This window comes from Bacillus sp. TCT6, assembly GCF_056033845.1.
On sequence record NZ_JBVYHX010000001.1, the window covers coordinates 2,820,053 to 2,833,387 of the forward strand.

A 13,335-nucleotide genomic window follows, 5' to 3' on the forward strand; every position below is an offset into this window, starting at 1 on the left:
ATTCAAATAAAGAATTCTATCCTACTGTGGAGTAATAATAAAGTTATGTAATTTTGTCGCCAAAATTACAATAGCCTTCTATCTATGTAGATGAAAGAAGGCTACTAAATCTTTTTAAAAATCTAGTTATTTCATAGTGAATGTATTATTGATTAAATAATACATTTGTTTAATACAAGTACTAAATAAGAAAAAATAACCGTTATAATGCAATTAACAAATTGAGGATTTTCATTTAAACTTTATAAAACTCAAATGTATTTTTTTCTATACATATTGTTTCATCAGAGGTTTTGATAATGATATCAAAACGCTGACTATACGAATGCATAAATACTTCATATTGAATCCGGCGTTCTTCATGAGACTGCCTTAAATAATTTATATCGGCTCCCCTTTCAGCTATATCCCGGCTTGATCTTCTTATTAGTTCCGTTTCGCCATCTGTATAAAAATAAATTTTCAAATCAAATAAATCAGGATTAATAAATGCGGCGCTCATTCCTTCCACAATCGTTACTTTATTTTCCGAAGAAATCAACTTACTTTTCATATAATGCGTATCTATCGTATAAAAATCTATCCCAGCTCTAACCATATGAATATCTCTTTCTAAAGCTGCCAAATGGTGCGCAGCTGGATGACAAGCTGTCATTTTATAACGATGATTTTCATTTTGATATGTATAGTGAATCACTGCATGCTTACGGATATCCGAACTAACAATGTAAGGATCTGTATTAATATAATTTACTTCATTTTGATTTAGTAGGTTTACGAGTCTATTAGTAAACGTTGTTTTTCCAGCTGCACCATGTCCTGAAATACCGATAACAATTTGTTCATCTCTCATCTTTAACCAATTTATGATTTCTTGTAACAACTTATCCATCATTATCCCCCTTGCGCTAATATACTACCCTTTATTTCAATATCCAAAAATCCCTTTATTTAATTATACATAAAAAGGGAAAGATAGTGTGATTATTCATCATACCACCTCTAATTCTAAGCAACTTTATTATCTTTTATATGACTTTATTATTTATGAACACCTACATGATTAAATACATTTCTAACTTTATAAACCCAACAGAATATCCTCTGCTTTTCGGTAATTTATGCGAACCAATGCAGTCATAACTATGTACAATAAAAAAAGAGCCAATCATACAATAGAAGATTGACTCTTTCCTTTATTTACTCCCCTGTTTCAGAAAATCTCTTTATACGTTTTCCAATTTCATCGCGAACACGTTGAAATTCAGACCACCCTTTTCCTGCCGGGTCATCAAATCCCCAGTGAACACGATTTACGTGCGGAGGTGTCGAAGGACAAACCGAATCCGCATGACTACAAAGGGTAACAACTAAATCAGCGTTATTTAAAATATTTACATCAATTATATCTGATGTTTGATTCGTTATGTCAATATTAACTTCTTTCATCGCTTTAATAGCATTTGGATTTACTCCATGTGCTTCAATACCTGCAGAATATACATTCCACTTATCCCCTACATATTGTTTGCCCCATGCTTCTGCCATTTGGCTTCGGCATGAATTTCCTGTGCATAAGAAATAAATTGTCTTTTTATTTTCCATGTTGTTTTCCGCCTTTGTTTTTAATTATACTGGTTGATTATTAAAATATTTACGCTTAAACCAAAAAGCGACGTTTACAAGTGCAATCATTACAGGTACTTCCACTAACGGTCCGATAACAGCTGCAAATGCTGCGCCTGAATGAATACCAAACACCCCAACTGCTACAGCAATTGCTAACTCAAAGTTATTACTACCTGCTGTAAATGCTAACGTTGTAGTTACCGGATAGTTGGCACCAATTTTCCTTCCCATAAAGAAAGATACAAAAAACATTACAATAAAATAAATGAGTAACGGAATCGCTATTCTTACCACATCTAGTGGCACGCTAACAATCATCTCCCCTTTTAAGGAGAACATGATGATGATTGTAAATAGTAATGCAAGTAATGTAAGTGGACTAATTTTCGGTATAAACACCTTTTCATACCACTGTCTTCCTTTTAACTTAACGAGTACAAAGCGTGTCAACATACCTGCTATAAAAGGAATTCCCAAATAGATAAATACGGATTTCGCTACTTCTATCATTGTAATATCGACAATAGCACCTTCAATTCCTAACCATTCTGGAATGACTGTTACAAACACGTATGCATAAACGGAGAAGAATAACATTTGGAATACTGAGTTAAAAGCCACTAAACCTGCCGCATACTCTTTATCCCCATCAGCAAGGTCGTTCCAAACAATTACCATTGCAATACAACGTGCTAAACCAATCATAATGAGCCCGACCATGTATTCTGGCTTATCAGGAAGAAAAATAATTGCTAAAACAAACATAAGTACAGGTCCAATAATCCAGTTTTGTACTAAAGATAAAACCAATACTTTTACATCTTTAAATACGCGGCCCATTTCCTCGTAACGAACCTTTGCTAATGGTGGATACATCATGACAATTAAACCAGCAGCAAGCGGAATAGACGTCGTTCCAACTTGTAATGTATTCAGTCCATCTACTACACTAGGAAACACAAACCCTAAACCAATTCCAACTGCCATAGCTAGAAAAATCCATAGTGTTAAATATCGATCTAGAAAAGATAAACGTTTCATTTTATCCCCCTTCTTCTATGAAAAACCAAAATATATTTCATAGATAATTTCTCTCTTTTATATGTAATTAATCAATTTTTTTGATTAATAGAATAAAATTTTAACAGCAGCTACCTTTGCCTGTTTTTCTAAAGATACAGCATAATTCTTCTGATAATAAATTATTTACTTCCGCATCATTTAAATCATAATAACTCCACGTACCTTTTGTTTCTTTTACAATTAAACCTGCATCTAATAAGATTTTTAAATGATAGGACAACTTGGATTGCGTCATTTCAAAAACTTCAGTTAAATCACATACACACGTCTGACCTCGCTGACAAAGCTCATACATAATTTCTAAACGTTTCTGATCCGCCAACGCTTTAAATTTTTTCTCATAGAGCTGAAAATCTTGTGCCATTTTAGTTCACTCTCCCTTCATCAATTTTTTTTGATATTTATAGTATATATGTAGTTTAGCTCTTTATGCAACTAATTAATCAATTTTTTTTGATTAATATATTCTTCTCTTCTTTCCCTTAACAGAACTTTTAAGTTATTAAATTACAAAATGCCCTGCATAACAGGGCTATTTTGTAGAATTATGCATGTTTGTATTTGAAATCATACGAAATACTTTCACATAGAAAACTGCACTAACAAGGGTACAAAGCAATATAATTCCGAACACAACAATTGGAGATAGCCATGTAGAAAATACAATCATTATTGGTGCAATAAAACGCCCAATGGTAAATTGTAAATTAGATGCTGCCATATACTGTCCTCTAGAATTTTCAGGTGCATATTTACTGACAAAACTATGTACAACTGGCGAACGAATCAATTCCCCAATAGTTAATATTGCCATAAAGCCAAATAGTAGCCATATATTCGTTGTTAACCCTATTAGAAACATACCCATTCCAAATAATATATTAGAGACAATTAAAACGTTTCGGTCGCTCCAATTCTCAAAATATTTTGCAACAGGTAAAGAACATAAAACAAACAAAATGCCATTTAACCCCATCATCCATCCGAAAATTTCAGTATTACTCAAAGAGAATGAACCAATATTCCATGAGAAAAGAGATTGAGTTGGTACAAATTCCTTTACATATAATGCAAGATAAAGATCTAGCTGCATGAAAGCTATCATAATCAAAACTCCCGCAAATATGTAAAGAGAGAAAATTTTATCACTAAAAATTTTCATATAATTATTCCATTGTTCTTTAAAGATTTTTGATATTGGATTGTTATCTCCATCATTTTTAGAAGCTTCGGGCAGCGTTTCTCTAATTATGAAATAGATTGCTATAAAATAAATAAATGTAACAATTGTACAAGTCCATAACAATTCACTTCGATAATGAAAGAAGAAAAATGAACCTAACACTGGTCCAAATACAGCACCAATATTATTTGCTGTAACAAAAGTGGCAAAGACCACCCTTCTATCCTTTTCTGGCACTATATCAGCTATCATTGCAGAACTTGCTGGACTGTATATTGCCCCGCTAATTCCAATACCGATATAGGCTAAATAATTAATCCAATGTGAATGAGATAAAGCAAAAACTGCAAACATTGCTACTTGTATGATTGTGCCTAATAGCATGACAGGTCGACGCCCTAATCGATCAGCTAAATATCCACCTAACAAATTACCTATTATGCCTACAAGAGGTATAATTGCCATTAAAATTCCGCCAATTGCTTTACCAAAAGCATCGCTATAGTATATTGCCATAAACGGAAAATACATCCAAAACAATGTATTGAACATAGTTTCGCCAATCAATCTAGTTTTTAAATTTCTGTCCCAAGATAACCATTTCAACGTAATACATCTCCTATTTTAACTTTTCAAATATTCACTATACATTTTATAAACTGTCAGTCCAAGGGAAATATAATAACATAAAGTGAATTTATTTTACAAATTAATATAGAAATATAAATTTTAATTACAACACATTCTCTAGTTATTATCCTTTAATGCAATTCGAACTCACAGATCACCGTTACTATTAAACTAGACTAGACTAGATCCAAGATATCACTAAAGAAATTCATCCTCAAAATTAATGAAGAAACAAATGATTCATAAATAGAAAAGAACATTGATTTTTTTCAATGTTCTTTTCTATTATTTCTGCATATGAATTAGATTTATATTCGAAAAAGTGCCTTACCCCTGATTCCTCTGTGCCTCTCTAAACTCCTCCTTCACCTTCTCTAACAACCCTTCTTCCGTAATTAATCGATACGCCGTATTTGCTAATGCTTTTGCCGATGTAATTAATGCTTTATCTCCAAGTTCTGAACGTGCTGCTTCTCTAAATTCATTCGTATGTGCAATTAAGTCATCTGGTCCGATTTTAATGTACGGATGAATTGTCGGTACGACTTGACTTACGTTTCCTGCGTCGGTTGAACCGATCCCTACTCTTTCTTTACGATTTACCTCTTCACCTAATAGTTCTAATTCTTCCGCTACGATATCGTTATATGTTTTTGTTACGAGTAATTCATCGATTTCATTTTGGAATTGATGAATTTTTACTTTTGCACCTGTTGCTAACGCTGCTCCCTCAGCAATGTTTCTTACTTTTTCTGTTACTTCTGCACATCTTTTTCGCGTTGCTGCGCGGATGAAGAACCTTGCCGCGGCGTAGTCAGGAATAATGTTAGGTGCTTTTCCGCCTTCTGTAATAACGCCATGAATTTTCACGTCTGACGGAAGTTGTTGGCGAAGTGCGTTAATACTGTTATAAAGCTGAATAACCGCATCTAATGCATTAATCCCTTCTTCTGGTGAGGCTGCAGCGTGAGCTGTTTTTCCGTAAAAATGAAAATCAAGTGGATCGACTGCTAATGAAGGACTCGTTGTCGCTGTCTTTGCGCTCGGATGAATCATAAGCGCCGCATCAATGTCTTTAAATAAACCTGCCTTTACATAACTTGATTTCGCGCTACCATTTGGCCCGCCTTCTTCTGCTGGTGTACCAAACACGACAACTTCCCCGCCAATTTCTTCAAGCGTTTCTGATAATGCGATTGCTGCTGCAACGCTAATTGTGCCAATTAAATTGTGACCACACGCATGACCTAGTCCTGGTAAAGCGTCATACTCCGCTAAAAATGCAATGACTGGTCCTTGTTTTCCTGAACTTTTTCGCGCGATAAAACCTGTTTCATGTCCAGCTATATTGTGTTGCAGCTGAAATCCTGCACTACCTAGTAATAAGCTTAACGTTCTGGATGCGTAAAACTCTTGGTTTCCAATCTCCGGATTCGCATGAATATCATGACTTGTTTCTATGTACTTTTCCTTATTTCTTTCGATACTCTCTTCAATTGTTTTTCTTTGTGACGTTACTCCTGTCGCTCCCATTGTTCTTCCTCCTTTTATTTTCACGTAAAAAAGCCTCTTTCTAAAAGATAGAAAGAGGCTTCTGTATATACAATCAAAATGAGCTTCTTTCTTATCTTTCAAGTTACCTTGCTGGAATTGGCACAGTATTCATAACGAATCCGCTGCCGAGGTATCATAGGGCCAGTCCCTCCACCTCTCGTGATAAGAATTTTCATAAAATTATATTAAATTACATTCATTCTAAGTTCATTCCAAATAAAAGTCAAGGAATTCCTATCCGAATTTACCGAATATCTAAAAATCCTTTTAATACACCAATTGTTTCTGGCGCTTGCAGTCTGGCACATACGTACGGAAATTCTGTACTACCTTCAAACATCATTTGAGATGTAAGCGGTGCGCCTGCCCAGAAGATTTCATCATCAATTACGATAAACGGGAATGCTTTATTTTGTCTTTGTAACTTTACATTTTTCAGTGGAACTGGTCCATCACTATAAACTGTTATCTGTGCATTTGTACGCATTAACGCTTGCCATACTCGCTTATCCACTTGTTTTGTAATTGGAAGTGAAATAATAATTTTTCGTTTTGCGGCTAAAATATCTTTTAATAACCCTTTCGGCTCTTCAAGATTCATTTCCATAAACCAGCGTAAACGTTTCGAAATTTTCCGTTCCCACAATTGTCTTGATGTCGTGCGATCATACACATCTCCATGACGTTCTATATGAGCTGTTAATTGTGATAACGCTTGTTTTCTCGAAAGGTTTTTACGCATATAATGGCAATCTGATAATTGAATGAACTTCCCTCTCGCTCTTGTCACTGCTACATTGACGAGGCGATGGTTTTTGTGATCAAAGAATAATACGCCAGGTCGTTCTTGCGGATAACTGTCAACCGTATCAAAGATCATCATATCTCTTTCAGAACCTTGGAACTTATGAACTGTCGCCGCTAAAACTGGTATGTTTTGATATTTCGTTCTCTGCAACATTTCTCTAATACACGTTGATAAAAAGCGTGACTGCGCCCTGTAAGGTGTCACAACACCAATCGACTGAACACCGTCTAACAATCCGATTAACATCATTTGCATCGCTACTAAACCAGACATAATGTTAAAACGTGAACCAGAAGCCGCATCTTTTAACGAAAAAGCTCCCATTTGGCTCGTATCAAATAAAACACTCGCTTCATTTGCGAACGGCTGCAATTGCGCAAGTTCTTTACGCTCTGAAACAGAAGGATGATCGTATACTCTATTTTTATAAATAAACGAATTCGTAAACTTCGATATATTCGCATGCATACGTCTTTGTTCCTGCAACATAAATAGGTTCGGATGTGCTTCTGATTTATTAACAGACTCAACAATCCCAGCATGGTAAAACATATCTTCCCCAAGCCATTTGCGAACAAGTTCATGGTTCGCCATCGCAATTGGAGGTAATTGTAAAAAGTCGCCACAAACAACGATACGTTTTCCAAGTGAAGCAGCTAATGCGATTTGCGGAACGAACGCCATACTCACTTCATCTACAACAACTAAATCAAATGTACGCTCATAAATTAGCGCATCAATTGCACATTTTGATAGAGTTGCACCAATTACTTTCGCATTTTCAATATATTCTTTTTCTACTTCTTTAATTTTCGCTTTTTGCTTTCGAAGATCACTTTCAATCTCTTGTATACGCTTCTTATCAGCAGAAGTCGCTTTATATGATAAAATCTTTTCACGAAGATCTTGTCGTGTTTCTTCTAAATAGAGTCTTTCTTCTCCCCAAGATCCGTTCGTCGTTTCAACTAGCTTCGACGTAAGTAATGTTTCATGATTTCGTATATGTTCATGTTGACTATAACCGTAACGAACAATTTCGCCAGGTGTCCATTTCTTTTTCTTCTCAATTTGTTTCGTTACTTCGCTCATTAATACGTCCACTGCCGCATTACTATGAGCTAACACAAGTACCGATTTTCCTTTTTGGTAATGAGCCGAAATAATACGTGATAAATTGTACGACTTCCCTGTTCCAGGCGGTCCCCATACGTACGTTGTCGGATTGTAAAACGAACGATATGCTAGTTCATTTTTCGGATTTTTCATCTTCTCAATATGCTTCGGACTGCTCGTCCCATCAACGAGACGCTTTATACGATTACGTTTTAGCTTATCTTTACGTGCTTCTTTCAATCGCTCTTGCAGTTGCTCTAAAAGTTGCCACGGTTCACTGTATAAAACCGCTTCTCTTATTTCACCTTGTATATAATCATTTAATTTCAATTCTATTTCTAATCCATGTACAGATAATACTTCTCCTGTCGCTTCCTCACCATCGAACTCAATTCGAATTGGTGAACCTTCAGGTAAACTTACTTCCGAAATAAGCTGAAATACATACACTGTATTCTCATAATCTGTATATAAAAAACGACCGTTCATGATAGAAATTTTACTACCACCTATCGTTTTCCAATGTTTAATTTCATATGCTAATGCATAATGCCACTCTTTCATCGTTTCCGATAATGAAGGAGTTTGAGTAGGTATATTCATCGTATAATCTCCTTCCTTCTCCCCAAACATACTTTCTCACTATACCATACAACACGCTTAAATTTGTAAGGTTTTTATCTTGCTTATTTTCTTAATTTTCAATAATATATTGTATATAATTTTCAGAAAGAAGGAATCTACATGCCAGTTAGAAGAATTGAACACGTAGGACTTATGGTTGCAAACTTAGAAACATCTATTACTTTTTATGAAAAAGTAGTTGGCTTACAGCTCATTAAGCGAATGGGACACCCAAACCCAGACTTAAAACTCGCTTTTTTAGGTGTAGAAGAATCGAAGGAAACGATACTTGAATTAATTGAAGGCTACAATTCTTCTCTTCCGGCAGAAGGAAAAGTACATCACATTTGCTTTAAGGTAGATTCATTAGAAGAAGAAATCACAAGACTAAAGAAACACACAGTAACCTTTTTACTAGGAGAAGAAGTCGAAACATTACCAGATGGAACACGTTACATATTCTTCGCTGGTCCTGATGGAGAGTGGATTGAGTTTTTTGAGACGGAGAGATAAAGCAAACCTTTATTTTGCGGGATAGAAAAGGAGCCGGAATTACGGTCCTTGTTTTTAACCAGTAACAATGAAACATACCTCCAACCTAAGAATTTACCAAGATTAAAAATACAATCATTTTGTTAGGAGGAGAGAATGGGAAATACAGTCTTTATTATTGTTTTTTGGATACTGATACTATTTCCAATCCTTTATGTAATCAAGATAAAGGATTGGAATATAAAAACAGCTGCCTTATTTGTTGGAAGGATTCTATTAAGTATTGTCTATTTTATAAATGGAATGGTATTAGGTCTGCAACGAAATTGGGTAGAACCTCCCTATGAAACAGAATGGGATTTCTTTGTAAAGTCTTTACTAAACGGAAAAACTGATGCACTTATACACTTGTTACTTCTAATTATTATCATTACTTTGGATCTATTCATTACATTTTATTATATCAATAAAAAGAAATAGGATATTCTCTCCTATTTCTTTTTTATGAGTAGCGCCATATCGTTATCAAACTAAGGTTTTATGTTGCCCCTAAACAATAATTTTTTACATTTTTACTCTGGAGATGTCAATTTTACTATATTTTGGGTATTTATTTTTACTAGCTTGATGGACATGGGGGTGATTTATTTTCTTAGGCTGATAGGCATGTGGTGCTATCCCATTGCTATTAAGCTAAGAATTTAATTGTAATATCATTTAAGGTAATACTTAAGATACAAATAAAATATCTTTTCCATGTCGCACTGTTTTATTGAAGTCTATCCCGAGTTGTAGCTAGTTCAATGCGACTGTAAATTCGGAGTTCGGTGCGCCAGCAAATACAACCGTTCCGTTCTCTGGTAGTTTCACTTTGTTATTATCACTAACGACGGTAAAATTGACGCATACTCCATTCTCATCATACACCGCGAATGAACTTCCTGATGGCAACTCCACATTCATCGTTTTCCCTGCTGCCTCTTGCGGGACCGTAAACCATTTCGCATGCCCATTTTTTTGCAATGTAACTTTCGATAATTGACCTGTATCAAGGGGTTTTACGTTAGATTCACTGACGTATAAAAAGCTGGACATCTCCATATATTCAGTACCATCCTCTGTATAGAAATGGGCTTCCTTTGTATCCCGCCCATTCATCACAGGAATTTGAATTTGATGCGTCGCCGTATTCGGACCTGTAATTTTTTTGCCGTCCCAATATCCATCCTTGATCGTAATTTGTGTGTTAAGAGGCATTAGTTGTCCTAGATAGTTCATAGAATTAAATTTTTCGTTAACGAGATAGAACTTGCCACCCTCGCGCTTCGCCCATGCAGCAGCTGTTTTCTTCGGTAACACATTGTTTTCTAATTTCTGGGCTAAATAGTGAGTCAGCACATTTTGCCCCAATCCCGGTGATAATTCATATGTGCTCTCTCTCAAATAAACTTTTCCATTCTTCTCTGTGACGAAGTTAAGCTTGGAAGTACCCTTCTCATTTATAAAGCTTCCATCCGCCGTATATACATATTTTTCTTCCGGTTTAGTTGGTAAAACCAGTTCTCCCTTCTTCGTAATTTCTATTTTGAAATGGCTATAGCTATTTCCATAAAATCCTGCTTTTTTTACCACGTCTTGAGGTACTTTAGCCTTGACGGGCTTTCCGAAGGATTTATCTGGCTTTATATCCTTAATTGTCCCTTTCTCTTTAAGCCTAGCTAGCAGTAATTTATTTGCCAACAGTTGATTTGTCATGCTGCTGCCGCCGGAGGACAATACAGCTGCTGCCATCTTCTGTTCTGGAAGCACGACCAATGTAGCATGTTGCAGTATCGTATCCCCACCCTTAGTCAACGCTTTTATCCCATATTCACTGAATGGGTATAGTTTTACACTATCCCAGCCAAGTCCATAGTTGAACACATTTCCGCTATCTCCCGGCCACATTCCTTTTTTATATTCTTCTTGTTCCATCGCCTTGACTGCTTTATTAGAGAGAATTTCTTTTCCCTGTCCCATAAATATTTGTGAGAATCGCACCACATCTTCTGCAGTAGAAGAGATTCCTCCCGTACCAATTAGATTCACCATTTCACTTGGTAGCTGTCCCTGGTATGTCGGAGAATACAGTCCAGCCCGCTTTTCGTCTTCCCATTTGTCTTGCGATGTTATCGTATGATTCAGTTTTAATGGCTCTGTAAACTTTTGATGTAGAAATTCAGTAAAACTCATACCGCTGACTCTTTCTACCAAGATCTCAGCCAGTGTAAAACCGTCATTACAGTATACTGAGAACGCACCAGGGTCTGCCTTCAAGTTTTGGTTGGACAATTGTTGCAATAATATATCATGGGCATAAGCATCATTATCTTTAAATAAAAATACATTATTGAACGTCGAACCTTGCAAACCCGAGGAGTGATTCAACAGCATACGCGGTGTAATACGCTTATATCGTTTATCTTTCATTTTAAAATCAGGAATATAGCGGGCAACAGGAGCATCCAAATCAACTTTTCCTTCGTCTACCAGTTTCATAACAGCCGCAGCTGTATATACTTTACTGGTTGAACCAATCCCGTATAGAGTATCTTTGGTTAGTGGCTCTTTCCCTTCTATGTCGTTCTTACCTGTCTGCCCCGACAAAATAAGTTTACCATTATCAATCAGCGCATACTGTACACTAGTCGTCTCATAGGACTTCGTGAGCAGTGCAGCGTTCTCTGCAGCAATCTTCTCTAAATCTTTGCTAGCAACTTCTTGGCTAGATACAACCGGAGTCTTACTGCTAGAAGACGCTATCGCTCCTGTTGGTAGACTCATCGTTAGAGCTAAGGTAGCGGCTAACACTCCAGATAATTTATTTTCCATAAGAAAAATTCCTCCTTAGATAAATGATCGATTTCATCTTTTATTTGTTCAATTACAAACATCACATAAACTACTATTCTGGCTTTATCCCTACTGTCTATATTCAACAATTAAAATACTTTTAAAAAGACCAGTATTCTCGGCTCTACCCATACTGTTCAAATTGCCGTCAACATATGCCCCTCCAGCAAAAGTATCAAATCCTAGAATAACATCTGTATGTTCCCATATCGGGACACCGTTAGGAAATATAATTTCATAGATTCCTAGACCATATCCATTGATTCTTCCCTTTCCTGTAGGAACTGTAGTGAGTATTCTGTTCTTTCAGTAATTGCCACCAATAGAATGCTCTTATTACTAGTTTGTTTTTCGTATAAATGTATCCTATTTACCCTCCCTCTTTTACGCTTCTCTATATTTGTATCCTACACAATAAAAATTTCTTTTTTCTTATCCATTTCTTACAATTTCCTTACGTTCAAATCACTTCTATAATTAGATAGGTTTTATTTTAAAATCTCCAGGATAATAAGTGCATATATAATCCCACGATTTTATAGAAGATGGATTAATAACCTTTCATGCACATCTCTAATATTCCCTTAGATTCCACCCTCAACCTTTACCACAGTTCCAACTGGCATCAACACTTCTTCACATTCTTATAAGTGGAAGTCATTATTTCATATTCATCATTGTAAAAAGATAAAACGAGAACTGAAACACCCCCTAATATAATTGACGTTGTATGAGCTTTGATTGATAGCGACGGGGTACCGCCAGTATTTCGGAAAAAACCACACTAAGGGTATACAAGGTTTTATACAGTTTTTCAGTTAATCCAATAACAGACAAGAACCCTAAAACCGCACCAGGATAGGAAAGTATAAAAAAAGCATAGATCCATAGAACAAAAAAAAGACGATTCCCTTGTAAAATTAGGGAACCGTCTTTTTCTTCGCTATCGATAACAAAAATCAAGTACGTAATATTTTATTTGTCGATATTTTTTCAATCTTCATTATCGATTTCTATTGTACCCGTTCTAGCACTAACCTTTAAAATATTTAACAGATTATCAGGTGTCTTAATTTCCACTTCATATTCAAATTTTGATTGTGCTAAGTTGTCATCTTCTAATTCGAATTCTTTTTTCACATTAATAATTTCTCCATTTGTATGAGTTAAAGAAATTTCACGAACTTGTTTCTCTGTGTAGTTTTCATTCTTTTTTGCATAATTGTAACCCATACCATAATATCCACCAACAATAGCAATACCACTTACTAAAATAGTAATTACACTTATAATTATTTTCTTTTTATGTTTTAACATTTCCATCTAC

General features: G+C 35.4%; 11 protein-coding genes and 1 riboswitch. Of the genes, 2 read left to right on the top strand and 9 right to left on the bottom strand.

Features of this window, described 5'->3' with window-relative positions; genetic code table 11:
• Window positions 1–235: 235 nt before the first annotated feature.
• From AC0ONG_RS14405 to AC0ONG_RS14435, 7 genes are all read right to left on the bottom strand, one after another.
• Entirely contained in the window at window positions 236–892 is a 657-nt protein-coding gene (locus tag AC0ONG_RS14405) for a uridine kinase family protein (protein WP_000359529.1), read from the bottom strand.
• A 308-nt stretch (window positions 893–1,200) separates the two neighbouring features.
• The gene (arsC, locus tag AC0ONG_RS14410; RefSeq protein WP_000428371.1) at window positions 1,201–1,605 is read right to left on the bottom strand and encodes an arsenate reductase (thioredoxin); all 405 of its coding nucleotides are present in this window, start codon (window positions 1,603–1,605) and stop codon (window positions 1,201–1,203) included.
• Between the two features lie 24 nt (window positions 1,606–1,629).
• On the bottom strand, window positions 1,630–2,670 hold the full coding sequence (gene arsB / locus AC0ONG_RS14415; protein WP_042598263.1) for an ACR3 family arsenite efflux transporter: 1,041 nt from the start codon (window positions 2,668–2,670) through the stop codon (window positions 1,630–1,632).
• A 100-nt stretch (window positions 2,671–2,770) separates the two neighbouring features.
• Complete coding sequence (gene arsR / locus AC0ONG_RS14420) at window positions 2,771–3,076, bottom strand: arsenical resistance operon transcriptional regulator ArsR (protein WP_000046018.1); 306 nt, start codon at window positions 3,074–3,076, stop codon at window positions 2,771–2,773.
• 168 nt (window positions 3,077–3,244) lie between these two features.
• Window positions 3,245–4,501, bottom strand: coding sequence for an MDR family MFS transporter (locus AC0ONG_RS14425; protein WP_000871750.1), 1,257 nt, complete (start codon window positions 4,499–4,501; stop codon window positions 3,245–3,247).
• Window positions 4,502–4,852: 351 nt separating this feature from the next.
• Window positions 4,853–6,058 carry a M20 family metallopeptidase gene (locus AC0ONG_RS14430; protein WP_000501375.1) on the bottom strand — a complete coding sequence of 402 codons (1,206 nt, stop codon included), beginning with the start codon at window positions 6,056–6,058 and terminating at the stop codon, window positions 4,853–4,855.
• Between the two features lie 88 nt (window positions 6,059–6,146).
• A riboswitch (SAM riboswitch) is annotated at window positions 6,147–6,248 on the bottom strand.
• Between the two features lie 75 nt (window positions 6,249–6,323).
• Complete coding sequence (locus tag AC0ONG_RS14435; protein WP_474203607.1) at window positions 6,324–8,633, bottom strand: AAA domain-containing protein; 2,310 nt, start codon at window positions 8,631–8,633, stop codon at window positions 6,324–6,326.
• A gap of 111 nt (window positions 8,634–8,744) precedes the next feature.
• Between AC0ONG_RS14435 and AC0ONG_RS14440 the strand changes: the two genes are divergently transcribed.
• Together AC0ONG_RS14440 and AC0ONG_RS14445 are read left to right on the top strand one after the other, a co-directional pair.
• Window positions 8,745–9,137: a VOC family protein gene (locus AC0ONG_RS14440; protein WP_001145295.1), complete on the top strand. Its 393-nt coding sequence runs from the start codon at window positions 8,745–8,747 to the stop codon at window positions 9,135–9,137.
• A gap of 135 nt (window positions 9,138–9,272) precedes the next feature.
• Window positions 9,273–9,596, top strand: coding sequence for a hypothetical protein (locus AC0ONG_RS14445; protein ID WP_000528636.1), 324 nt, complete (start codon window positions 9,273–9,275; stop codon window positions 9,594–9,596).
• A gap of 315 nt (window positions 9,597–9,911) precedes the next feature.
• On the opposite strand, the gene AC0ONG_RS14450 is transcribed toward AC0ONG_RS14445, so the two are convergent.
• A complete protein-coding gene (locus tag AC0ONG_RS14450) occupies window positions 9,912–11,987 on the bottom strand; it encodes a serine hydrolase domain-containing protein (RefSeq protein ID WP_042598267.1) in 2,076 nt (691 codons plus the stop codon).
• Window positions 11,988–13,001: 1,014 nt separating this feature from the next.
• Window positions 13,002–13,325 carry a PepSY domain-containing protein gene (locus tag AC0ONG_RS14455; protein WP_042598269.1) on the bottom strand — a complete coding sequence of 108 codons (324 nt, stop codon included), beginning with the start codon at window positions 13,323–13,325 and terminating at the stop codon, window positions 13,002–13,004.
• Window positions 13,326–13,335 lie beyond the last annotated feature (10 nt).